Annotated in this window: 20 protein-coding genes and 1 pseudogene; 15 read left to right on the forward strand and 6 right to left on the reverse strand. The window is 56.0% G+C overall.

Features of this window, described 5'->3' with window-relative positions; all coding sequences use genetic code 11:
* Positions 1-94 precede the first annotated feature (94 nt).
* From ACLD72_RS17680 to folE, 6 genes and pseudogenes are all read left to right on the forward strand, one after another.
* Positions 95-538: a GNAT family N-acetyltransferase gene (locus ACLD72_RS17680; RefSeq protein ID WP_128631642.1), complete on the forward strand. Its 444-nt coding sequence runs from the start codon at positions 95-97 to the stop codon at positions 536-538.
* A 118-nt stretch (positions 539-656) separates the two neighbouring features.
* A complete protein-coding gene (gene rnhA / locus ACLD72_RS17685; protein WP_410998600.1) occupies positions 657-1,097 on the forward strand; it encodes a ribonuclease HI in 441 nt (146 codons plus the stop codon).
* A gap of 90 nt (positions 1,098-1,187) precedes the next feature.
* Positions 1,188-2,369 (forward strand): annotated as a pseudogene (gene queG, locus ACLD72_RS17690) (tRNA epoxyqueuosine(34) reductase QueG); the annotation flags it as partial.
* Positions 2,370-2,444: 75 nt separating this feature from the next.
* Positions 2,445-3,485 carry an HD-GYP domain-containing protein gene (locus tag ACLD72_RS17695; protein WP_410998598.1) on the forward strand — a complete coding sequence of 347 codons (1,041 nt, stop codon included), beginning with the start codon at positions 2,445-2,447 and terminating at the stop codon, positions 3,483-3,485.
* 87 nt (positions 3,486-3,572) lie between these two features.
* The gene (locus ACLD72_RS17700; protein ID WP_251592488.1) at positions 3,573-3,809 is read left to right on the forward strand and encodes a YneF family protein; all 237 of its coding nucleotides are present in this window, start codon (positions 3,573-3,575) and stop codon (positions 3,807-3,809) included.
* 115 nt (positions 3,810-3,924) lie between these two features.
* Positions 3,925-4,518, forward strand: coding sequence for a GTP cyclohydrolase I FolE (gene folE / locus ACLD72_RS17705; RefSeq protein WP_410998596.1), 594 nt, complete (start codon positions 3,925-3,927; stop codon positions 4,516-4,518).
* 191 nt (positions 4,519-4,709) lie between these two features.
* Here the strand turns inward: folE and ACLD72_RS17710 are convergent, their stop codons facing one another.
* Both ACLD72_RS17710 and ACLD72_RS17715 read right to left on the reverse strand, forming a co-directional pair.
* Positions 4,710-6,440, reverse strand: coding sequence for a Fe-Mn family superoxide dismutase (locus tag ACLD72_RS17710; RefSeq protein WP_410998594.1), 1,731 nt, complete (start codon positions 6,438-6,440; stop codon positions 4,710-4,712).
* Between the two features lie 65 nt (positions 6,441-6,505).
* The gene (locus ACLD72_RS17715; protein ID WP_410998593.1) at positions 6,506-7,543 is read right to left on the reverse strand and encodes an alpha/beta hydrolase; all 1,038 of its coding nucleotides are present in this window, start codon (positions 7,541-7,543) and stop codon (positions 6,506-6,508) included.
* A gap of 293 nt (positions 7,544-7,836) precedes the next feature.
* On the opposite strand from ACLD72_RS17715, the gene ACLD72_RS17720 reads away from it, so the two are divergent.
* Positions 7,837-8,583 (forward strand): IclR family transcriptional regulator, encoded by a 747-nt coding sequence (locus ACLD72_RS17720; RefSeq protein ID WP_410998829.1) that lies wholly within the window; start codon positions 7,837-7,839, stop codon positions 8,581-8,583.
* 466 nt (positions 8,584-9,049) lie between these two features.
* Here the strand turns inward: ACLD72_RS17720 and ACLD72_RS17725 are convergent, their stop codons facing one another.
* From ACLD72_RS17725 to acnA, 4 genes are all read right to left on the reverse strand, one after another.
* Positions 9,050-10,657 carry an alpha/beta fold hydrolase gene (locus tag ACLD72_RS17725; protein ID WP_410998592.1) on the reverse strand — a complete coding sequence of 536 codons (1,608 nt, stop codon included), beginning with the start codon at positions 10,655-10,657 and terminating at the stop codon, positions 9,050-9,052.
* A gap of 45 nt (positions 10,658-10,702) precedes the next feature.
* Positions 10,703-11,803 (reverse strand): DUF1648 domain-containing protein, encoded by a 1,101-nt coding sequence (locus ACLD72_RS17730; protein WP_410998591.1) that lies wholly within the window; start codon positions 11,801-11,803, stop codon positions 10,703-10,705.
* Between the two features lie 2 nt (positions 11,804-11,805).
* The gene (locus ACLD72_RS17735; RefSeq protein ID WP_410998590.1) at positions 11,806-12,201 is read right to left on the reverse strand and encodes a GntR family transcriptional regulator; all 396 of its coding nucleotides are present in this window, start codon (positions 12,199-12,201) and stop codon (positions 11,806-11,808) included.
* Between the two features lie 221 nt (positions 12,202-12,422).
* Positions 12,423-15,140: an aconitate hydratase AcnA gene (gene acnA, locus ACLD72_RS17740; protein ID WP_410998589.1), complete on the reverse strand. Its 2,718-nt coding sequence runs from the start codon at positions 15,138-15,140 to the stop codon at positions 12,423-12,425.
* A 222-nt stretch (positions 15,141-15,362) separates the two neighbouring features.
* On the opposite strand from acnA, the gene ACLD72_RS17745 reads away from it, so the two are divergent.
* The 8 genes from ACLD72_RS17745 (at position 15,363) to ACLD72_RS17780 (ending at position 22,676) form a co-directional block, all read left to right on the forward strand.
* Entirely contained in the window at positions 15,363-16,364 is a 1,002-nt protein-coding gene (locus ACLD72_RS17745; RefSeq protein WP_410998587.1) for an amidase domain-containing protein, read from the forward strand.
* Between the two features lie 307 nt (positions 16,365-16,671).
* On the forward strand, positions 16,672-17,769 hold the full coding sequence (locus tag ACLD72_RS17750; RefSeq protein WP_410998585.1) for a D-alanine--D-alanine ligase: 1,098 nt from the start codon (positions 16,672-16,674) through the stop codon (positions 17,767-17,769).
* A gap of 27 nt (positions 17,770-17,796) precedes the next feature.
* Entirely contained in the window at positions 17,797-18,120 is a 324-nt protein-coding gene (locus ACLD72_RS17755) for a hypothetical protein (protein WP_251592178.1), read from the forward strand.
* A 115-nt stretch (positions 18,121-18,235) separates the two neighbouring features.
* Positions 18,236-19,006, forward strand: a complete 771-nt coding sequence (gene fabI / locus ACLD72_RS17760) for an enoyl-ACP reductase FabI (RefSeq protein ID WP_251592486.1) — start codon at positions 18,236-18,238, stop codon at positions 19,004-19,006.
* A 208-nt stretch (positions 19,007-19,214) separates the two neighbouring features.
* A complete protein-coding gene (locus ACLD72_RS17765; protein WP_410998583.1) occupies positions 19,215-20,084 on the forward strand; it encodes an inositol monophosphatase family protein in 870 nt (289 codons plus the stop codon).
* Between the two features lie 289 nt (positions 20,085-20,373).
* Positions 20,374-20,622: a hypothetical protein gene (locus ACLD72_RS17770; protein ID WP_410998582.1), complete on the forward strand. Its 249-nt coding sequence runs from the start codon at positions 20,374-20,376 to the stop codon at positions 20,620-20,622.
* A 633-nt stretch (positions 20,623-21,255) separates the two neighbouring features.
* Positions 21,256-21,543, forward strand: coding sequence for a hypothetical protein (locus ACLD72_RS17775; protein ID WP_458476080.1), 288 nt, complete (start codon positions 21,256-21,258; stop codon positions 21,541-21,543).
* A complete protein-coding gene (locus ACLD72_RS17780; RefSeq protein ID WP_458476081.1) occupies positions 21,540-22,676 on the forward strand; it encodes a stalk domain-containing protein in 1,137 nt (378 codons plus the stop codon). The genes ACLD72_RS17775 and ACLD72_RS17780 overlap by 4 nt, the downstream gene beginning before the upstream one ends.
* The last annotated feature ends 300 nt before the right edge of the window (positions 22,677-22,976 follow it).

A 22,976-nucleotide genomic window follows, 5' to 3' on the forward strand; every position in this document is an offset into this window, starting at 1 on the left:
TTTTGTCTGGTTTTAATTATTTGCTTGATGTAAAAATAAAGGCCGCGCCTTTAACATGAATCTATCTAGTGTTAAGGAAAAAGGAGATCATAGCATGCTTATTCGTTCCTTTCAGTTGAGTGATGTGAATCAAGTGATGGATCTTTTGCAGGTATCCTTGTCCGAGGCTTGCTACGAGGACACCAAAAAAGCTTTTGCCAGACAATTGGCCTGGGATTCCGAACTGATTCTAGTTGCGGAAGCGGAGGAAGAAATTCAGGGGGTCTTGATCGGAACGATCGATCAGAATACCGGGTGTATTTACCGGATGGCCGTTCACCCGGATTACCGCCGGCGCGGTGTAGGCAGAAGCCTCGTCTCCGCGATGGAACAACGTTTTCAGCAGCGTAATGTCCGCCGGATCATGGTAGCCGGTGACGAGCATAACAAAGCGATTATGCCGCTGTACGAAGCGATGGGCTACGGCGCAAGCAAGTTTTTAGAAGCGTTCCAGAAGCTTAGCATCGCTGCTGCGCGTTCTTTATCGGGGTCTAATTGATTTTTTTAATTCTAGATAGGTAAGAAGAGGAATGATTGAAGCATATCTTCCATCCGTTGCAAATGGGTGCGGGATATGCTTTTCTATTTATAGAGCCTGCGAATCTGGAGGATAAACGATGAAAGAGATAACGATATATACCGACGGCGCTTGTTCCGGAAACCCGGGCCCGGGGGGATGGGGCGCTGTTTTAATGTTTAACGGACATCGCAAGGAACTGTCCGGCGGCGAGAAAATGACTACGAACAATCGGATGGAAATTCAGGCGGTCATTTCCGCGCTCAGTCAACTCAAGGAGCCGTGCCGGGCCAAAGTTTACAGCGATTCCGCCTACGTGGTGAACTGCTTTCAGCAGGGCTGGATTCGCGGCTGGCTCAAAAACGGTTGGAAAAACAGCAAAAACCAGCCGGTGGAAAACAAGGACCTGTGGGAGGAACTGTGGCGGCTGATGGGCATCCATCAGGTCGAATACGTCAAGGTCAAAGGGCATAGCGACAATGAGCTCAACAATCATTGCGATCTGCTGGCCCGGGAAGCGATTAAGCGGCTGTTTTCCTGAGACTAACATCATTCGGAAAACAACAACTTTGGGGGCCGTTTGCCGCCCCGTAAAATTTACATCAAGGAGGGGAAGGGAGTGGCAAAGACCATACACGACGGCAGCGTCGTTCCTGCAAGCACCAGCGGATGGGCGGATTTGAAGCGCGAAATCAAGGAAAACGCGGCATCGCTTGGCATCGACGATATCGGCTTTGCCTCCGCGGACCCTTTTATTTCGCTGAAGGCGATTTTGCTGGACCGGCGTGAAAAAGGATACGAATCCGGGTTCGAGGAACCGGATATCGATAAGCGCGTTTACCCCGAGCTGTCCCTTGAGCAGCCGGCTTCCCTGATTTCGATCGCCGTGGCGTATCCTTCCAAGATGGACAGCCCGCCCAAGTCCGAGCCGGGGCTGCGGCGCGGGATACTGGCCAGATCGGCCTGGGGACGGGATTACCACCTGGTGCTTCGCGAGGCGATGGCCAAGCTGGAGGATTTCATCCGGCAGCGGGTTCCGGAAGCGCGGATCGAGAGCATGGTGGATACCGGAGCTTTAGTCGACCGTGCGGTTGCTGAGCGGGCGGGAATCGGCTTTAAAGGAAAAAATTGCGCGATCATTTCACCCAAATGGGGTTCATGGATCTATCTTGGCGAGATGATCACCAATATTCCTTTTCCGCCGGATTCCCCGGTCACGGAGGATTGCGGCGAATGCACGAAATGCATCGACGCCTGTCCGACCGGGGCGCTGGTCGGCCCCGGCGTGCTGAACGCGCAGCGATGCATTTCTTTTTTGACGCAAACGAAGGGGTTTGTGGAAGAGGAGTTTATGCTCAAAATCGGCAACCGGCTTTACGGGTGCGACACCTGCCAGATCGTTTGCCCGAAAAACAGAGGCAAGTCCTGGAACCACCGGCCTGAGCTTCAGCCCGATCCGGAGACGGTTAAGCCGCTGCTCCTGCCGCTTCTTGATATAAGCAACCGGGAATTCAAGGAGCGCTTCGGCGACAGCGCGGCGGCCTGGAGGGGGAAAAAACCGATCCAGCGAAATGCGGTCATTGCGCTCGGAAACTTCAAAGACGCGGCTTCCGTGCCGAAATTAATAGATATACTGTTTCACGACCCCCGTCCGGTGCTTCGCGGCACGGCCGCTTGGGCACTAAGCCGGATCGGAGGAGAAGCGGCAGCGGAGGCGGTGAGCCAGGCGCTGAAGAGCGAACAGGACAAGGAAGTGCTGGAGCGCCTCCAGGTCGCGGACCGGAAGCTGCGAGGGGCAGCGTCACCCGAAGAAAGCCGCGACGATTAAGGAAAGCCAGATTGACAACGATGACGGAAGCGGTAGCCAGCCGTCAAGGGGGATGAAGGGATGCGTTTCATCGGTATTGAAGATATCGAGCCAGGGCAATACTTGGGAAAAACGGTTTATTCCGCGAACGGCACCGTGCTTTTGTCGGCGGGGATTCAACTGACCGTATTTATGATCAGCACGCTCAAACGGATCGGCGTCACGATGCTGTACATCAAAGATCCCGATTACGACGATGTCGAAATCGAAGATGTGATCAGCGAATCGACCAAACAGGCGGTATTTCACGAAATGGTGGAGACCCAGGAAGCGATCCGGTCGGGAAAGGAATGGAGCACGAAAAAAGTCGGCGCCAGCGTGGATACTTTACTGACGGACGTGCTGAACAGCAAGGAAGTGCTTTTGCAGCTGACCGACATTCGCACGGCGGACAATGCGGCTTACCTGCATGCGGTTAACGTCTGCCTGATCTCGTCGATGATCGGCCTGAACATGGGGCTGGGTTATTCCCAGTTGAAGGATCTGGCGATCGGGGCGCTGCTGCACGATATCGGCAAGTCCGTTCCGTTGCCGGAAGGCGCGGCGGAGGACGATCCAAAGCAGCATCATACATGGCGGGGATACGAAATGTTGAAGCATAAACGCGAGTTTAATCTGCTCATCGCCCATACGGCGCTTCAGCATCATGAGCGGCTTAACGGGACGGGGATACCCCGCGGCCTGGCAGGGGACGAAATTCACCTGTTCCCCCGCATCGTCGCCGTTGCGAATATGTATGACAATCTGATCAGCGGCGGAGGTGCAGGCGGCTCGCAGCGCACTCTGCTGCCTCACGAGGCCTGCGAACAACTGCTGGCTTATTCGGAGCACGAACTGGATCACGACGTGCTGGTGGAGTTTACCCGCATCGTATCCGTCTACCCGAACGGTACGGCGGTAAGGCTGTCGACCAAGGAAACCGGCGTGGTCGTAAGCCAGCACCGGGGGCTGCCGGGCCGGCCGGTTATCCGCATCGTGCGTGGCGCCGGGGATGAACTGGACGTGAAGGAAGTAGATTTGGCCACGGAAACAACGCTGTTTATCGAAACGGTTCTGGCTTGAATCGCGGCAGGGTGAATGCTATTATATGTGGAGTGCGTTAGCCAAACGAGGGGGCTGCACGGATATTAATGCAGGGGTGGCTGAATGATGGATATCGTAATTCCAATTATTACGCTCGTCGTCGGATTGGTCGGCGGTTTTCTGATCGGCGTCTTTTATTTGCGGCGGCAGATGACAAAAATGCAAAACGATCCGGAAATGCTGCAAAAAGTGGCGAAACAGATGGGCTATAATTTGAACAACAAGCAGATGCAACGCGCACAGCAAATGATGAAAAACCAGGGACAGGTTCCCGGAGCGGCACGGCCGCGGAAGAAAAGATAATCATCGGCTCAAATGAAGAGTCTTAAAAAGTGTGGCCTGTGCGCAATTATGGCGTCATGAAACCGGCGTCAGCTGCGCATTGCCATACTTTTTTTTGAAAGGAGGAGGCGCTTAAATGGCTGGACTTAAAGATTACGTAAACAAGCAGGTTGGAGAAAATCACGAGAAAATCGAACATCATGTTCGTGAAATCCTAAAACTGATCGGGGAAGACGTCGAACGGGAAGGACTGCTCGATACGCCCGCCCGGGTTGCCCGGATGTACGAGGAGATTTTTGCCGGTTATGAAGTGGATCCCCGCGACGTGCTTGGGGTAACGTTCGAAGAAAACCATGAGGAGCTTGTCATTGTCAAAGATATCGTCTATTACAGTCAATGCGAGCATCATATGGCGCCTTTCTTCGGCAAAGTGCATATCGGCTACATTCCGAGCGGCAGAATCGCCGGGCTCAGCAAGCTGGCAAGGCTGGTGGAGGCGGTGACCCGCCGCCTGCAGGTGCAGGAGCGCATCACCTCGCAGATCGCCGACATTATGGAAGAAGTGCTGAACCCGCAAGGCGTGATGGTCGTCGTGGAAGGCGAGCATCTCTGCATGTGCGCGCGCGGCGTCAAGAAGCCGGGCAGCAAAACGGTAACGTCTGCGGTGCGCGGCAGCTTCCGCAAGGACGCGGCTTCGAGAGCGGAGTTTTTGTCCTTGATCAAGCAATAACGGAAAGCTGCGGTCTACGGCCAGAACAGGCGGTGACCGCAGCCGTAAGGTTGGCGATGCTTGACGATGAGCATATCTTAACGGACTTGAGTGACGCTAAACTCCCCAAAACAGGAGCCGTAAAATGGGAAATAGCCGGGAAATGAGGGGAGAGCGTCGTTACGGGCAACCAACTGCATTATGGCAGCCGTTTAATACGGCTGCCATTTTAGTTTTTTGGCGGCTTCGTAACGTTCCGCCACGGCCGGCCAGTACACGACGTTCCACCAGTCCTTGATATAGTCGGCACGCACGTTTTGATGCTTCAAATAGTAAGCGTGCTCCCAAACGTCGAGCGGAAGCAGAGGCACGATGTCCCATTGCGACAGATTTTGATGCTTCTCCGCTGTCAAAATTTCCAGCCGGTGGCTGCGCGGGCTCCAGACGAGGATCGCCCAGCCGCCGCCTTCCACTTTGGCGGCCGCTTCGGAAAATTGCCGATGGAAGGCGTCGTAGCTGCCGAAATCACGAGTGATTTGCTGGAGCAGCTCGCCCTCCGGTCTTCCGCCGCCCTTCGGGTTCATGATCTCCCAAAAGATGGTGTGAAGATAATGGCCGGCGCCGTTAAAGGCGAGTTCCCGTTCCCAATGCTTGACCAGCTCGAAGTTTCCGTTTTTGCGAGCCTCCTGGAGCTTTTTTTCCGCCTTGTTCAAGTCATCAACGTAGGTTTTATGGTGCTTGTCGTGATGGATGCGCATGGTAGCCTCATCGATGTAAGGCTCGAGGGCATTGTAAGGGTAGGGCAGGGGCGGAAGCGTGTGCCCGCCGATCGGGACAGGTCGTTCATGAATGCGGGGGCCGCTTGAGGGCGCGTTGTTTTCTTGGCGCAGGTTTTCTCGGCCGGCCATTTCCTCGTCAGCTTTTTTTGCCGAATTTCCCACTGCATGGTCATTCGCCAGATTCTCGGCTGGCGCAGGTGCTTCCGCTTCAAGCCCCACATTCGATACGTTTAGTGTTTCAAAATCGGAATCCGCCTCCTCCGGGGAAATCGACTGCTGATGCGGCGAATGCTGCGGCCAGGACACTTCAGGCGCTTCCTCTCTCGAGCCAGTTGGCCCGAAAGGCGTCGGCCCGGTAGGCTGCTGATAGGGTCCGAAAGGCGCCGGCCCGGTAGGTTGCTGATAAGGCCCAAAAGGCGATGGCCCGGTAGGCTGCTGATAAGGCCCAAAAGGCGCCGGCCCGGTAGGCTGCTGATAAGGCCCAAAAGGTGATGGCCCGGTAGGCTGCTGATAAGGCCCAAAAGGCGATGGCCCGGTAGGTTGTTGGTAAGGCCCGAAAGGTGATGGCCCGGTAGGTTGTTGATAAGGCCCGAAAGACGATGGCCCGGTAGGCTGCTGATAGGGCCCGAAAGGCGGCGGATCGTCAGGCTGCTGGGAAGATGCGTAAGTCTGGGTTCCGCCAGCTTGATGATACGGGTCGTACACCGCCGGCCCGCCGGCGACGCAGCCCGCAATTTCCCCAGGGCGGTTGAGCCTTTCCAGCACGGCCAGGAAATACTCCGATTCGCGGATAATGTGCATCAGCACGACGGGGGCAAGCGGAACGGCCTTGACCGCCTCGCTCCGGTCGAGAATATGGTACAGCTGGCGGACAAATTCCTTCGACTGCTGAAAGGCGGTGCCGAGCAGCCGCTCGGTTTGCTTGATCAGCTGAGGGCTTGAGGCTGCTTCCTTGGACGTCAGGCCGTGCTGAAGCAGCCGGTCGGCCGCTGCCTCCGTAGCGGTAAACACTTTTTTCCACTCGTCCAGTATCCTGACGTAGTGGTGCTCCAAATTGGGTATGATCGCTTTGATCACTTCCGTATGCTCCGCTTCCTGCTGCTTCCAGAAACGGATCTCTTCCAAAATGCGTACAGGCAAATAAGGCCCGTAAACGAACAGCATCCGGTTAACCTCCCCTTGCTTAAAGTCATTACTACCAGCTTATTCGCGGGGAGGTTTGGCCTATGCTATTCGGATACGGGCCCGGTAAGGGCGCTATTGTTGCCGCTGCCGGAAGCGGCGGTTTTGATCCGGCTGAGGAAAAGCGATACTTTTCGCAAATATTCCTTAGGGTGCTCGCGAAAAATCAGTTCATGATGCGCCCCTTCCACAATCCACACGCCCGAATTGGGGTTCGTCTGATTGGCGGCCAGCTTCTCGGCGATCGGATAAGGCGCTTTCTCATCCTCCGTCCCATGAATGAACAAGGTCGGGAACGGGTAGTCCTCCGACTTGACCTGCATGTATGGAATTTGCCGCAGGCTCGTGCCGTTCAGCACCGGAAGCAGCATGCCGATGATCTCCAGCGACGGATGCCGCGGCAGATCGATTTGCTGCCGGATGTTATGGTACATCGTGTCCGGCTCAAGCAAAAACGTGCTGTCGAGGATCATGCCGTCGATATCGCCGCTCGTCAATCCGGCCTGAAGCGCTGTGCCGGCGCCCATCGAGAAACCCCAGACGACGATTTCCTGCGCCCCGCGCTGTTTAACGTAATCGATGGCGCCCAGCAATTGTTTGGCTTCTTTTTTGCCGCCGGTAGCCACCTCTTTGCTGTTCTGGGCGGCGAAGCCGTAGTCAAACATCAAGACGTTAAAATTCAGCCGGTGGGCAAAACTGGCCAGATCGTACATCGGAATCCAAGATTCCTCGCGATTGGCCCCGTAACCGTGGCTAAATACAATCGTTTTGACAGAATCTTCCGCGGGTATATACCACCCTTGCATCATTCGGCTCCCGTCTGCCGCGGGAAACACGATGTTCTCGTAATCCAGATTTTTGGACAGCTTCGGATTGGAATAAAGCGGCGCTACCGTCGGATTGGACAGCACCCAGGCGATATAGCCGTGCAGAGAAACGAAGCAGAAAATCAGGAAAAACAAAATGGACAACAGCAAAGCCACAGCGATATGCTTAATGCTGATACGCCGGCTTACGCTTGCGGGAGAGTTGTTCTTAGAGAACGCCGAAGGCAAGGGAAGGTCCTTGCGGCCGCTATGGCTCATAGGCTTCCCTCCTGTGTCTTTAAAATATTTTAAACAACCTCTATTAGAGTATATGACGAAAAAAGCAGCAGTTTACGGCTAAGTCCAAGATATATTGCCGATACGAAGAAATCCCGAAGATATTGTCGAAATAAGGCGACACTCTTAAATTTATCGTAAGCCGGGGGTGCCGTAAAGTCAATGGAAAACCGGAGAATTGACGGAATCGTTCATTGACGGAAGCCGCGGTCTTTCATATAATTTATGTAACCGAGTTTCATATAGTGAAACATCCTGAGGAGAGTGGATGCCGGATGGAAGACCGGAAGCTAACGGTTCGCGCCGTCGAAAGGGCGCTGGATATATTGATGTGTTTTACGAAAGGAAGCGATTTGGGGCTAACGGAGATTGCCGGCGAGATCGGTTTACATAAAAGCACGGTGCACCGTTTGATGACCACGCTTGAAGAGCGTGGATTTGTCGTGCGTGATCCGGCGACGGAGAAATACCGCTTGGGCCTGAAAATATGGGAGCTGTCGGCGCATTTGTCCCATAACGACGATCCGGCCGTTCTGCTGCTGCCGCTGATGGAGCGGCTGCGCGACCGGTTGGGGGAAACGGTCAGCCTTTATTTGCGCGACGGCAACGACCGGCTGCGCATCCAGGCGGTGCAGAGCAATCAGGCGATCCGGCGGGTGGCCCAGGTTGGGGCGCGGCTGCCGCTGTACGTCGGAGCGTCCAGCAAGGTGCTTGTCGCCTATTCGGACGAGCCGGTGATGCGGGCGGTGCTGGACAGCCCCGACTGGCCGGCGGGGTTGGACACGGCGGCTTATGTGTCCCAATTGCAGCTGGTCCGCGAGCGCGGTTACGCCACCAGCTACGAGGAGCGGGAGCCGGGGGTTTCCGCCGTCGCCGCGCCGATCTTTGACCGGTCCGGCAAAATTGCCGCCGCCTTGTCCGTATCCGGGCCGGTCAGCCGTATGACGCCGGAGCGGCTGGAGGAATACGGGCCGGTGCTGATCGAAGCGGCCCGGGAGATGGGGATGATGATGCAGGGTTAAACCCGTTTAAAGTGTCCATTTCGTGATGGGAGTAGTAAGTACAAAAAGTACATTTACAAAAACATGAGCAGACCGTCGCCTGGATCCACTGATCTGGCCGGACGGTCTTTTAGATTATCTATAAAATTTCCGCCCGGGTAGAGCTCAAAGGCTCAGATAAAAAGGGGGGGGAGAAGAGAGTTCCGGAGGCTAAAGGACACCAGAGCCGTTATCTGCGGAAAAACGGAGGTTTGCAGAACGTAACGGTCACAGATGACTCTATTTACCTCGAACCAGCCAGGTTGAACTCGTTTTGAGCCAAATAACGTCACGTGGGTCCGTTAGGCTGGGAAATACCCGGGAAATGGGCGGATAAGGTCGCTGGAGTCCGTTAGAGCAGTGTCCACAGATTAGGAAGCGGATGTAGCCTAAAAGAGGCCGGCCCGACAGTAAGTTTAACTGTTTGGGACGGCCTCTTCTATTGGTATTATTTCGCGCTATGAATCCAATTTGCAATATCGTCAATGATGGCCTTGGACACATTGGAAGGCTTGCCGTATTCGGTCCCGGTAGAAAGGCCGTCATATTCGGCGAGCAGGTGGTTCACCTTCGGGTAAGACTTGAACTCGATATTCCCACGGTCTTTCAGCGCCGTTTTCCAGCCCTCGAATTGCTTCATGGTCACCTGCCAGTCGTTTTCACCCTGCAGGACGAGCATCGGCCCGGTTTGCGTTTTGGCGAGTTCAGCCGGCACGTAATTTTTCTGCTCAAACCACCAGTAAGCGGGCTGCAGCGGAAATTCCGCCGGCATATGATTGACCGTGTTTTCCGGATCGTTGACCATATCGGCGATTGACGTATACATCGCGGCTTGCTGCTCGTACAGCGTCGAATCAAGCCCTAGCTCCTTGACGCGGCGGACCAGCTCGGTCTGTTGCTCGGACAGTACGTCGGCGAATTTGCTGCTTGGGGCGGACAAGAGAATCGTTCCGGCGATGGCCCCGTCCGGGGCGCCGGCGCTAATCAGCGGCATGGCAAAGCCGCCCTGGCTGTGGCCGGCGACGAAAATGCGGGAGTCATCGATGCCGGGCGTGCTTTGCAGCAGTTTCACCGCTTCCAAAGCATCGTCAACGCTTTCCTGCTTCAGCGTAAATTTCGGATCGGCCGCCACCTTGAAGGAATGCTCGTAGGTCACCTTGTCGTACCGCAGTACGGCGATGCCTTGTGCGGCGAGACCGGCGGCCAAATCGCGGAACGGTTTGGCTCCAAGAATTGAAGCGTCCCGGTCGTTCGGACCGGAGCCGTGGACGAGTACGACGGCCGGGAAGGGACCGTCTCCCGCAGGTACGGATAAAGTGCCGGGGAGCGCCATCGCGCCGCTTCCGATGGTAACCTCCCGTTCGCTATAAGCTGCAGGATTGTCGTATGCCGGCTTTTGGTAAGCGGAAGCGGAGGCCGCGGCAAAGTATAAATCATCGACCTTCCCGCCCCGATCCAGCCGCAGCGTAACTTGAAACGGAACGATGGTGCTTTGGAAGGAGTAAGTCACATTCCGGTGTACCGTATTCAAGCTTTCGCTTTTGGCAGGCTCGCCCACTGTTTTGCCGAACATGCTCCCATAGCTGCTCCACAGCCGGTTCAGCATGGTTTCCGGCAGCGCATAGGCGGATGCTTCGCTTACGTATTCGGCGGCTTTGGCTCCGTTTCCGGCCTGCAAAGCCTCGAGGAACAAGTCTGCCGTATCCTCCGTTTGCCCGTTATCACCGGCGAACGCCTTGGCGATCAAACCGGCGTCGGCCAGCGCCTGGCCGTCCGAGAGGCGGACCGGCTGGTTTAAGGCGACGGTTTCGCCGTCCAGAACCGCTCGGTCCGATCCAGCCGCAAGCTTTAGGATATGACCGCCTTTTGTCACGGTAATCGTGCGGGTGCTTTGCTCCCATGATACCTCGGCGCCAAGCTTTGCAGCGGCTTCTCTTACCGGCTCAAAGGCCGCGCTGCTCTCCTGGGCGGCAAGCACGGACGCTGTGGGCATAGCAAGGCCTAAGGCCATAGTAACAGCAATGGCACGTTTTACCTTTTTGGGATGATTGTTCATAATCTTTTTCCTCCTTATGGTATCCATGAAATTATTGCAGCAGCCTCAGCCCCTGAAAAACAGGCTGGAACCGATGATCAGGGCGGCGATGCCGGCAAGCACAAACCAGCCCACCGGGTTCGCGAAGTTAAGCGTCCAGCCGATGCCGGATCGTTTTTCCACAAAAACGGAAGGGTCCTGCGGATTGAAATAAATCGCTCCGAGCTTCCAATAGCGGTCATCGTTCGGCGGCGCGGCCGCCGAAGCTTCGGCCGATCTTCCCAGCCGGCTCCCGCCTTGGCCCGTCATGAAGGACAACACCATCGCAAACAAGATGATAAACGCCGGAACGACCAGGCTGACGAATGGTACAATCCTCGCTTCCAGCGGACGGATCATGCTGAGCTGCACCAGTGTAAACATGAACACCAGCGCAAGCGACGACAAAATCGTAAACAGCGACCATCTGCGCCGGAAGGCCGCATTTTGCCGGATCGATTGTTCGGGGTGGCCGGCGTGGATTTGCTGCTTGCTTTTTTGAATACTCCAATTGACGGACCAGAACAGCAGGGTCATGATCGCCTGCATGGCGCTTGGAAACAGGATGATGCGGTACGATTTGGCCGCACTGCTTACGACATTGCCCGCGAAATCGAATTTCGTAGCGACCGGATCGGGAATGGCCTCGTAGTTCATGAACATGATCGAGGCGCTTACGGCGATGATCAGGACATGAATCAGAAACCATCTGCCGGAAAAAGTCAGCTTCTGCCGGTGAAAGCCGGTATCCACCGCCAATAAAACTTTTTGCGGCTGGGGGGATGGAAGCGTAGGGCGGATTTTTTTCATCCGGAAATAAAAGCTTATGTTCAGCAGGATCGAAACGGCGACCATGACCGCGACAAACGTGCCGAACACCCGGCCTTGCTCATTCCCCTCCACGCTCCGCATTCCGGCGGTGCACAGCAGCAGCAGGGCGGTATAGATCATGCTGCTGAGAACGGTATACTGCTTGCGCATCCGGCGGAGCGGTTCGCTGCGATATTGCTCCTCGCTGACGGACACCCCGAAGCTGACCGTTTCCCTCGTCAAATACGGCATAAACGCGAGCGAAGCCAAAAGAGGCACAAACATCAAGATCAGCACCAAAGCGGACATCCATTGCATCTTTATTCGCTCCTTTCGGACTGGGTAATTTCGTGGTGAAGGCGTTCCACCATCTTCAGAAGCTCTTCCTTGCTCATGCCCCGGCAAATGGCTTCCGCCACAATCGGCCGCAGTTCCCGCTCCTGCTTCTCCAGGAACTCTGCGGTAACCGGCGGCATGCCGACCGGATCAACGACGACGCCTTTTTGGCGGTGGACTTGAATATAACCTTCCTGCTTCAGCAGGGTATAGGCCTTGTTGACCGTATGCAGGTTAACGCCGATATCGGAGGCCAGACTGCGCACCGAGGGGAGAGGCTCACCCAATTGCAGCTTACCGCTGGCGATCCCTTCGATAATCTGGTTCACCAGCTGCGTGTAAATGGGAACCTCCGACTGCAAATCCAGCTTTATGATCAAGGGTAGAGCATCTCCTTTGTTACAACTGTTATAGTTATAATATAACACATGGAACTTAAAATTGAAAGATCCAGTTATTCTTTTCCCATTATGGCCGGTAAAAGGTATGATGATCATTAAACGATATATAAGTTAAAAAAAGCGCGAGTTGCAAGGGGCGTTCACCCCTTCGCACTCGCGCTTTTTGCATTTAAACTTTTATCTCGGAGACTTCCGCAAAATTACACGCCTGCCGCAATCATCTGCCGCAGCACGGTTTGCAGAATACCGCCGTTGTGATAGTAATCGACGTCGACCGTGCTGTCGAGGCGGGCGATCGCCGGGAACTGGAACGTGCTGCCGTCCTGGCGGGTCGCCGTTACGGTCAACTCTTGGCCTGGCTTCACGTCATTGCTGAGGCCGGCGATGTCGAACGTTTCTGTGCCGTCGATGCCCAGCGTCTTCCAACTGGTGCCTTCCTGGAACTGCAGCGGCAGAACCCCCATGCCAACCAGGTTGCTGCGGTGAATCCGCTCGAAGCTTTCGGCGATGACGGCTTTGACGCCCAGCAGGTACGTGCCTTTGGCCGCCCAGTCACGGGAGCTGCCGGTGCCGTACTCTTTGCCGGCGATGACGACGAGGTTCTGGCCGTTCGCCTGGTATTTCATCGAGGCGTCGTAGATCGACATCACTTCATCGGACAGCAAATATTTCGTGACGCCGCCTTCCGTACCCGGCGCCACCTGATTGCGGATGCGGATGTTGGCGAAGGTGCCGCGCATCATCACTTCGTGGTTACCGCGGCGGGAGCCGTAGGAGTTGAAGTCCTTGCGCTCGACGCCGCGCTCGCTCAAATAGCTGCCCGCCGGGCTGCTTGGCGAAATGTTGCCGGCCGGAGAAATATGGTCGGTCGTTACGGAGTCGCCGAGCAGGGCAAGCACGCGCGCGCTGCGGATGTCGGCGATATCGGACAGGCCGTCGCCGATCTTCTCGAAGAACGGCGGGTTCTGGATGTACGTCGATTGTTCATCCCACTCGTACAGTTCGCCTTGCGGCACCGGGATCGCGTTCCAGCGCTCGTTTTGCGTAAATACATGCTCGTATTTGCTGCGGAACATATCGGGGCTCAGGGACGCGGCGATCGCTTCCTTGATTTCCGCCGAAGACGGCCAGATATCCTTCAGATATACCGGCTGGTTGTTTCCGTCGTAGCCGATCGGATCGTTTTGCAGATCGATATTAACCGTGCCGGCCAAAGCGTATGCGACGACGAGCGGCGGGGAAGCCAGGTAGTTGGCTTTAACCTGCGCGTGCACGCGGCCTTCGAAGTTCCGGTTGCCGGACAGCACCGCGGCCACGGTCATGTCATTGTCGGCGATCGCCGCGCCGACTTCCTCCGGCAGCGGACCGGAGTTCCCGATGCAGGTCGCACAGCCGTAACCGGCGACGTGGAAGCCCAGCGCCTCAAGCGGTTCGATCAGGCCGGCTTTTTGCAGGTATTCGGTCACGACGAGGGAGCCCGGCGTTAAGCTGCTCTTCACGTAGCCCGGCTTTTTCAGGCCGCGTTCGACCGCTTTTTTCGCCAGCAGGCCGGCGCCGACCATGACGCTTGGGTTGGACGTGTTCGTGCAGCTCGTAATTGCCGCGATCACAACCGCGCCGGTTTTCAGCTCGCTGTTCGAGCCGTCCGGATGCTTCACCGCCACCGATTGCGTGATTTTCTCATCGCTAAGGCCGTATCCGCCTTTATCGATCGGCGTGCGGATGATGCTGTTGAAGCTTTCTTTCATCGCCGTCAATTCGATACGGTCCTGCGGACGTTTCGGTCCGGCCAAGCTCGGAACAACGGTGCCGAGGTCGAGCTCGATCAGATCGGTGAACACCGGATCTTCCGTATTGTCCGTACGGAACATGCCTTGCGCTTTGTAATAAGCTTCCACGAGCGCGATTTGCTCCTCGGAGCGCCCGGTGCTGCGCATGTAAGCGAGCGTCTCCTGGTCGACCGGGAAGTAGCCGATCGTCGCGCCGTATTCCGGAGCCATGTTCGCCACGGTAGCGCGGTCGGCCAGGCTGATGTTCGACAGGCCCGGGCCGTAGAACTCGACGAATTTGCCGACGACGCCTTTTTTGCGCAGCATTTGCGTGACGGTCAGCGCAAGGTCGGTCGCCGTGGCGCCTTCGGCCAGGCTGCCGGTCAGTTTAAAGCCGATGACTTCCGGCGCCACAAAATACAGCGGTTGGCCGAGCATGCCGGCTTCCGCTTCGATGCCTCCGACGCCCCAGCCGACAACGCCAAGGCCGTTGATCATCGTTGTATGGGAGTCCGTGCCGACGAGAGAATCCGGGAAAACGAACGTTTCACCGTTCACCGTTTTGGTCGCCGCAACGGATGCCAGGTACTCCAAGTTGACCTGGTGCACGATCCCCGTGGCTGGCGGCACGGCGCGGAAGTTGTCGAACGCCGTTTGCGCCCAGCGCAGGAAGCGGTAGCGTTCCTCGTTGCGTTCGAATTCAACCTTCATGTTATATTCGAGCGCTTCCGGCGAACCGAAGGCGTCGACCATGACGGAGTGGTCGATGACGAGGTCGACCGGCACGAGCGGGTTGATCCGTTTCGGATCGCCGCCGGCTTTCTTCACGGTGTCGCGCATGGCGGCCAGATCGACGACGACCGGCACGCCGGTAAAGTCCTGCAAAACGATGCGAGCGGGGATAAAAGGAATCTCTTTGGTCTCATCGCGGCCCTCGCTCCAGCCGGCGATTTGCTTCACATGCTCCTGGGTAATGGCTCTTCCGTCGAATTGGCGGACAGCCGCTTCAAGCAACACTTTAATGGAAAACGGCAGTTTGGAGATTTTGCCGAGTCCCTGTTCTTCCAAGGACTGCAGGTTGAAGTAACGGTAGCTTTTGCCGCCGACTTCAAGCGAACGGGCTGCGGAGTTAAAATCGTTAGCTGACATGAATGTACCTCCTTGTTTCATTAGGTGAAACGTAATTTCAAAAACAACCACTTCATTAAGTATACCGTCCCTGACCCGGAGAGTAAAGAACTTTTTGCGGCCAGACCCGCCTGATTTTGCCGAGATAACGCGGTTGAATGGGCTTTCACGGCTGCCTTGAGGGAACATACTCCCGTACGGGCGTTCATATACTTGGAACTAATGGAAAAGGAGGCGTGAACAGTGGCGGAAGAATGGAGAAAGACGTTGTCCATTTATGTGAACGAACAAAACCAGGATGAAGTGGATTACCGGACGCCAAGCACAGGAACGGTTGTCACCGACCTGGATTACCTGCTGCGGCGCGGGGAGCGCAAACGGCAGCTGGACATGTGGTATCGCAGCCGGAGAGCGGCGCCGCTGCGCTGTGAAACGCGGGCCAAGCTGGTGCGGGAAATCGAAAAACGGGAAGGCGAGATCGAAGTTGACCTGCAGCTGTTGAAAAAAATATATTACGAAAAAGGCGGTGCCCGTCATCTGGAGGAGCGGATCGAGAAGCAGCGGCTGACGCTGCAGCGCGACGGGGCCGGCTGGATCGTCTCGCGCGTGGAGCTGCCCGTGCCGGAGCGCCATCCGTCGATGCCTTTGCCGGAGCCGGACGAAGCTGGGGACGGCCGCAGGCCGGCGGCGCCGCGGCCGTTTTTAAACCGCGAGCTGCTTGGGGGGACCCCGCCAAGAGGCATTGCTTACCGGCGCGAAGAGGCGGCGTTGTACGCCGACCGCTGGTGGGACGGGTTCAACCCGGAATTCGCCGCTTTTGAAGTCGACTGCACCAACTATATCTCGCAATGCCTCTTTGCAGGCGGAGCCCCAATAAACTATACTGGAAAAAGAGAATCGGGCTGGTGGTACAAAGGCTACGTCGGCGGACGGGAAGGCTGGAGTTACAGCTGGTCCGTGGCGCATGCGCTGCACGGCCATCTCGTCCGCAGCGACGCCGGGCTGCGCGCGGAAATCCGCGAACGGCCGGAGCAGCTGGAGCTGGGGGATGTGATCATCTACGACTGGGACGCCAACGGCAGGTTCCAGCACAGCACGATCGTCACCGCCTTCGACGCCGGCGGGATGCCGCTGGTCAACGCCCATACGACGCCAAGCAAACACCGTTATTGGGACTACAGGGATTCCTACGCCTGGACCGAAAATACGGTGTATCGTTTTTTTCATATCGCGGACCGGTTTTGAAATGGCGGAGTCAGGTTTTGAGCACCGAGAAGGTTGGATGAACCTAGGGACTGAGTAGCGGAGCGTAGGTGAGCCTACGTGAGCAACGGAAGACCCGGCTGAATTCAAGATTCGATGTCGATTAAGCTTCTTGACCTGCTTCGTGATAAGAAAAACGTTTATCGACGTAAATTCAAGGAAGACAGACCGCGATTAGCGGTAGTTTTTCTTGCGATATAAGGAAGCCAATGCTTAGTAGTTAACTCTTTCTTATATCTTCAAAAGATGACTTTGGCAGCTGTGTATAACTAAAGAAAAGAGGTTACCCATGGGACAGGACAAATTGACCGTAGGGCTTATCTACGGGGGCAAATCGGGAGAGCATGAAGTTTCGCTGCAGACGGCCTTCGCCGTTTCGCAGGCGTTTAATTATGATAAATACGAGTTGCTTCCTTTTTATATCAACAAGCAGGGAAAATGGAGCGTCGGGAGCAAGCTGTCGGCCCCGTTTTCCGCGCTGGAGGAGCTGAAGCTGGAAAATGGCGCAGGCGATACGCCGGCGGCGATGAGCCTGCTGTTCAGCAAGCTCTCGACCGGCGAGTCGGCCATCGACGTGGCGTTTCCGCTGCTGCATGGGACGAACGGCGAGGACGGGACGATTCAGGGATTGTTTGAAATGGCCGACCTGCCTTATGTGGGGGCCGGTGTGCTTGCTTCGGCCGCAGGGATGGATAAGGTGATCATGAAGAAGCTGTTCGCCGAAGCGGGCCTTGAGCAATGCAAGTATTGCTTCTTCACCGCCACGGAGTGGGAGCGCGCCGGTCATACGCTGGTTCAGGGGATCGAAGATAAGCTCGGTTATCCTTGCTTCGTAAAGCCCGCCAATCTGGGCTCCAGCGTGGGTATTTCCAAAGCGAGAACGCGGGACGAGTTGCTGAATTCGATCGCGCTTGCGCTTCGTTATGACGTGAAGGTGATCGTCGAGGAGTTCGTCGACGCCCGCGAGGTGGAGGTCGGGGTGCTCGGCAATGACGAGCCTTTGCCGTCCGTGCCGGGAGAAATCGTCTCTTCCGGAGAATATTACGATTACCAGGCCAAATATTTGGACGGCAAATCACAGATGCTTATTCCGGCGCCACTGGATCCCGATCTGGCCGATCGGATTCGGGACCTCGCCGTCAAGGCCTTCAAAGCGATTTCGGGGAGCGGGCTTTGCCGGGCCGATTTTTTTGTGCGGAAAGCGGATCAGGCGGTATGGATCAACGAAGTCAACACGATGCCGGGCTTTACTCCGTTCAGCATGTATCCGCTGCTTTGGCGGGAGACGGGGCTGTCCTACGAGGGGCTGCTTGACCGTCTGATCGGGTTGGCGCTTGAGCGCTATGAAGCCCGGCAGAAGCTGGAGTTCGAGAGCGGCGTGCTTTAACTTTAATTAGGGAAAGGAAGTGGGCCAATGGGTTTTCAAACGGAATTCAACTCCGTCTGCAAATTCAAAAAGGAACAGGAACTGTATGAGCTGTTGGAATACGGCCGCGGCAAAATGCTGAAGCAGGGGCTGCGGGTGTTTCCTACCGGGCAAAAGGTGATCGCCTATACGCCCGACAACAAGGCGGTGGCCATCGTCAAAATCACCGCCTGTGTCGCCGAAATCAACTTCAATGGTGAGGAAGTTACATCGGTGGAGCTGGAGTTGGTGCGCCAGCTGACGGAAGAGGAGTCCAAGGTACAGACGGCACTGGCTTACGAGATGTTTTTTGGAGAAACGTCCGCTTCATGATCGTTCGTTTCGGCAGCGGCCATGTCGATGGACAAGCTCCGGCGCATCCCTTGAAAAAAGCCGTCAAATAAGGTAAGTTGTACAAAATGAAGTGTCTTTATTGAGGAGGATCATGATGGGTGATTTAATGGCAGGTAAAAATATTATCGTGATGGGGGTTGCCAACGAGCGGAGCATCGCTTGGGCGATTGCCCAAAGCCTTGCAGAGCAGGGCGCGCGCCTGGCGTTTACATACGAGAGCGAACGCGTGGAAGGCCGTGTGCGCAAGCTGGCCGAAACGCTTCCGAATTCGCTGGTTTTGCCGTGCAACGTGACGGTGGACGCGGAGATCGACACGCTGGCGGAAACGCTGCGCAGCGAATTCGGCGTGCTGCACGGCCTCGTGCACAGCATCGCGTTTGCCAAAGCCGAAGATTTGGCCGGCGAATTTATGGACACCTCCCGCGAAGGCTTTGCCTTGGCGAATGACATCAGCGTGTATTCGCTGGTAGCGGTGTCGCAGCGGTTGTCCAAGCTCATGACCGAAGGCGGCAGCATCATGACGATGACGTACATGGGCTCGGAGCGCGTGATGCGCAATTACAACGTGATGGGCGTGGCCAAAGCCGGGCTGGAGGCTTCGGTGCGTTATCTGGCGAATGATCTCGGCCCGAAAAACATCCGCGTCAATGCGATTTCCGCTGGTCCGATCCGCACTTTGGCGGCGAAGGGCATCAGCGACTTTAACTCCATCCTGAAGCAGGTGGAGGAAAAAGCTCCGCTGCGCAAAACGACCGAAACCGCGGAGGTGGGCGATACGGCGATGTTCCTGCTCAGCCACCTCTCCCGGGGAATTACCGGGGAAGTTATTTTCGTGGATGGCGGCTACAATATCGTCGGCGCTTAAACCGCCGCATTTCATGAAGAAGAAGTTCGTTTCCGGCGGGGCCAGGGAGGCCCGCTCCGGATGCGAACTTTTTGCATATCGGCGATCCAGGTGTGCCCCGCGTATCTGATGCGAAAAGGTATGAGAAGGGGATAAAGGACGCAACTTTGCTCTTTGTGGGACGTATAGATTTACTGGTAAAGTATTACAAGTTTACGATGAAGGTAGAGTGAAATCATTGGAATCAAATCCGAAAGTACCATATGTGGTGGGCAGTAAAAGCCCGACAGCCGTGGCGATCAACTGCGCATCCAAGGCGGGGGAATGGATCAAGAGCAAGCTCGGCGGCTACGGCGAGCTCGGCACGAAGCTTTCTTCGCGCGATTTGGTGACGGATGTGGACAAGGGCGCCGAAGCGATGATCCGCAAGCTTATTTTGACGCACTTCCCGGATCACAGCATTCTCGGCGAAGAAGGAGTCGCTCCCGGAGCGGCGGCTTCTGCGGCCGCGCTCGCCGCGGCCAGCGAAGCGGAATATTTGTGGATTGTTGATCCGATCGACGGCACGACCAATTTTGTGCACGGATTTCCGTTTTTTTGCGTATCAATCGCGCTCGCTTACCGCGGGGAAATTACCGTCGGGGTCATTTACGACCCGATGCGCGATGAATTGTTTTTAGCGGAAAAAGGAAAAGGTGCTTATATGCACGGTCAAAGATGCAAGGTCTCGGCGGAGTCGGCGCTTTCGGACAGCGTGGTGGCGGTTGGCTTCAACCCTGACCGGGAGTTCGCACTGCCGACGAATATGCGCGGCCTGAACGCCTTGTCCGGCGAGGTTCGCAGCCTGCGCGCCGCCGGCTCGGCCGCCCTGCATCTGGCCTACGTCGCGGCCGGACGGCTGAGCGGATATTATGAAGTAGGACTGAATGCCTGGGATGTGGCCGCTGGGGCGCTGATCGTTGCGGAATCGGGAGGAATAGTCACCGATACCGTAGGCAACCCTTATGACATCGGCGTACGTCATCTGGCGGCCAGCAACGGCAAAATCCACAACGAACTGCTGGGGATTTTGAAGAGCGCGGACGCCACAGGAATGTAGAGTCTCACCGCTCATTCGGCCGATTTGCTAGGGGGTAGCGGACAGTGAGCAGTAGTGCTGAGAGGTACTGGGAGCAGTAGCGCTGGGAGCAGTGGCACTGGTGAGCAGTAGTGCTGAGAGCAGTAGCGCTGGGGTAGTGGCACTAGTGCTGAAAGCAGTAGCGCTGGGAGCAGTGGCACTGGTGAACAATAGCACTAGTGAACAACACCACTAGTGAACAATAGCACTGGTGATCCATGGCCGTGGCGGCAACCGATAAAGCCAATTTAACCGGAAGGGGTGTCCAGGGATGAGCGATCATAAAGAGTTGGAACGTGAGCTCAGCGAGATGCTGACCGAAGGGGAATACGGCAGTGAAGAGGAGCGCCGGAAGGAAGAACGAAGACGGTTGTCTCCGAAATACGAGATCCGGGTCCAGACGACGTTGGATCCGATCGTGGAAGAAACGCTGGCCTACCGGAAAATGGGCAAGGAGCTCGATGGACGGTACGACGAATATTTGAAAAAAGCCAAGCGTGCCGACGAAAAGAAGGGATAACCCGGCCGGCTCTGCCCGGCTGATTGAAGGGTGGCTGCATGCGTTAAGGGCCGGCTGTGCTATGCGTCGTGCAAGGCATTGTATTAGTCGTCGTGCAAAGCGTCAGGGAGAAGAAGATTGCGCGAGAGCAAAAATGCGAGCGACGGTCAGGCTCTCCAAACTGCCGGAAAGCGGTAAACGATCGACAAGCGGGAAGCTGTCGGCACAAGAGGCAACTTTAGCCTGGGGCGGCAAATGCCCCGGGCTTTTTTGTAATGATCAACCCCGGATAAAGTAAGTTCAAGTTGCGCAAGAAGGATTACACAAGTTGGAGGATCGGAGATTCTAAGGGACCTGAGGAGCGTTATTTGTCCAAAAACAGAGGAGTAAACATTGTAACGGACCGAGCAGACCTTATTTCGCTCAAATCAGCCCAATCCACTACATTTGTAGCCCGATAGCGTCTGCTCTGTCCGTTACATTGGGAAATATCCGGGAAATGAGCGAATAACGTCATTACGGTCCGTTACATTTTCGGGCGGGACTAGTTTTTTCAAAATCGCCGGGACAAGGGGTGGAGTGGGATTGGTGCAATTTCGAATTGGGAATGGACTTAGGGGAGTCCTTTGGAAACGATTTTTGCCGACGGGAGCTATGGCGCTTATTTTATTGTTGACCAGCGGCGGTGCCGTGATGGCCGAGGCGGAAGCAGGGCGCATGCAGGCTCGGCCGTTAGAGGGGAGAATGGCGCAGGTGCAAGAGCAGACGCGTATCCAAGCACAGGAGCCGATGTATTCACAAGTGCAGGTGCAGAAGCATACCCAAGTACAGGAGCAGATGCATTCACAAGTGCAAGAGCAGATGCATATCCAAGTACAGGACCCGATGCATTCACAAGTACAGTTGCAAAGCAGTCACAGGTTCAGGCCGATGATTACTTGATCGTCGCGCTTGGCGATTCCATTACCGCCGGGTACGAGCCGGGGATGGACACAAGCGGTGTCCCGTACGGTTTCGTTGAACGGCTCAAGGAGCAGGGCCTGTTCCATGGCCGAACCCGGGCGGTCAATTACGGCATTCTCGGTTTGACCAGCGAAGGCCTCAAAAACTATGTGGCGGCGATCCAAGCAGGAGTGCCAGTTACGGCTGACGTGATCCAGCCCAAGCTGGCGGACCAGCGAATGGCGGCGTTGGCAGCAGGGACGGCTGAGGCCAAACGCCAACTGGAGCAGGCGGATCTGATCACGATTACGATCGGCGGGAACGACTTGCTGAAGCTGCTGCCGGACGTTCAGCACCTCACGTTGGACGAGCTTCGCGCCGGGGCGGACGGGGTGCTGAACGCCTATGGGGAAAATGTCCGCGAGGTGCTTGGCATCCTAACGGAGCTTAATCCGTCGGCGCAAATCGTGCTCGCCGATCAGTACCAGCCGATTCCATCCTTGGCCGGCGCTGCCGTCCACGCCGAGCTCACGGCTATGGCGGGGAAGTTTAGCGCGATCGTAGACGGGATCGCCGCCGAGTTTGCGGCCGAGGCAAAGCCGGTTCAAGCCGCGCATGTGGCTGCGGCGTTCGAGGGCCGCGAGTTGTCTTTGACGCATATTTTTACGGAATCCGACATCCATCCGAATCAGGCGGGATACGAGGAAATCGCCAAGGTGTTCGCTAAGGCCGTGTGGGGAAACTACCGGGAAACGGCGGCGAAAACCGGCACCGCGCCAATTTCCGTCGTCGTCAAAGGGCAGGAGCTGAAAACGCCGTATCCGCCTGTGCTAAAAAGCGGCCAAACGTTTGTGGCGATCAAGGACATTACCGAGGCGATCGGGGCCCAAAGCCAATGGGATTCCCGGACGCAAACCGCCAGCGTCGTTTACGGAAGCCAGAGGGCTGTCATCCCGACCGGTTCCGGACAAATTACGGTAAACGGGGCCCCGGCGCTGACAGCGGAGCCGGCCTTCTTGCAAACCATCGGCGGGGACCGCAAAACCTATGTGCCACTCACCGTACTGGCGCAAGGTTTGGGGCTGGACGTACAGTATAGCGCCAAAATGAAAACGGTGTTTGTGAACGAATAAATAGCGGGTGATAGCGGATGGTAAGACTGAACGCCGGGGCAAAGGAGCTCCGGCGTTTTTCGGATTAAAATGAACTGCAAAAGTGCATTTGATTTTCCGTAAAATTTTGTTTTAGAGCGATTGAAATGCAAAAGTACCTCTCATTTGGGGCTATTGGATAAAAAAGTAGCTTATGACTGGAAATGAACTGCACATTTGCAGTTGAACCACCCATTTCGAGGAAATTCGACGAATATCGCATGCACTTTTGCATTTGGTGGAATTTCGCACCACCGCAGGTCGCACCACCGTAAGTCACAC

The sequence above is a fragment of the Paenibacillus lacisediminis genome, from assembly GCF_046567315.2.

Bases quoted from the DNA above. Each gene is read 5' to 3' on its own strand.
- ACLD72_RS17775 (WP_458476080.1), top strand. From the start codon at position 21,256: ATGGCGCTTATTTTATTGTTGACCAGCGGCGGTGCCGTGATGGCCGAG.
- ACLD72_RS17680 (WP_128631642.1), top strand. From the start codon at position 95: ATGCTTATTCGTTCCTTTCAGTTGAGTGATGTGAATCAAGTGATGGAT.
- ACLD72_RS17770 (WP_410998582.1), top strand. From the start codon at position 20,374: ATGAGCGATCATAAAGAGTTGGAACGTGAGCTCAGCGAGATGCTGACC.
- fabI (WP_251592486.1), top strand. From the start codon at position 18,236: ATGGGTGATTTAATGGCAGGTAAAAATATTATCGTGATGGGGGTTGCC.
- ACLD72_RS17755 (WP_251592178.1), top strand. From the start codon at position 17,797: ATGGGTTTTCAAACGGAATTCAACTCCGTCTGCAAATTCAAAAAGGAA.
- ACLD72_RS17725 (WP_410998592.1), bottom strand. From the start codon at position 10,657: ATGAACAATCATCCCAAAAAGGTAAAACGTGCCATTGCTGTTACTATG.
- folE (WP_410998596.1), top strand. From the start codon at position 3,925: ATGGCTGGACTTAAAGATTACGTAAACAAGCAGGTTGGAGAAAATCAC.
- ACLD72_RS17700 (WP_251592488.1), top strand. From the start codon at position 3,573: ATGGATATCGTAATTCCAATTATTACGCTCGTCGTCGGATTGGTCGGC.
- ACLD72_RS17750 (WP_410998585.1), top strand. From the start codon at position 16,672: ATGGGACAGGACAAATTGACCGTAGGGCTTATCTACGGGGGCAAATCG.
- ACLD72_RS17710 (WP_410998594.1), bottom strand. From the start codon at position 6,440: ATGCTGTTCGTTTACGGGCCTTATTTGCCTGTACGCATTTTGGAAGAG.
- acnA (WP_410998589.1), bottom strand. From the start codon at position 15,140: ATGTCAGCTAACGATTTTAACTCCGCAGCCCGTTCGCTTGAAGTCGGC.
- ACLD72_RS17695 (WP_410998598.1), top strand. From the start codon at position 2,445: ATGCGTTTCATCGGTATTGAAGATATCGAGCCAGGGCAATACTTGGGA.
- ACLD72_RS17730 (WP_410998591.1), bottom strand. From the start codon at position 11,803: ATGCAATGGATGTCCGCTTTGGTGCTGATCTTGATGTTTGTGCCTCTT.
- rnhA (WP_410998600.1), top strand. From the start codon at position 657: ATGAAAGAGATAACGATATATACCGACGGCGCTTGTTCCGGAAACCCG.
- ACLD72_RS17720 (WP_410998829.1), top strand. From the start codon at position 7,837: ATGGAAGACCGGAAGCTAACGGTTCGCGCCGTCGAAAGGGCGCTGGAT.
- ACLD72_RS17715 (WP_410998593.1), bottom strand. From the start codon at position 7,543: ATGAGCCATAGCGGCCGCAAGGACCTTCCCTTGCCTTCGGCGTTCTCT.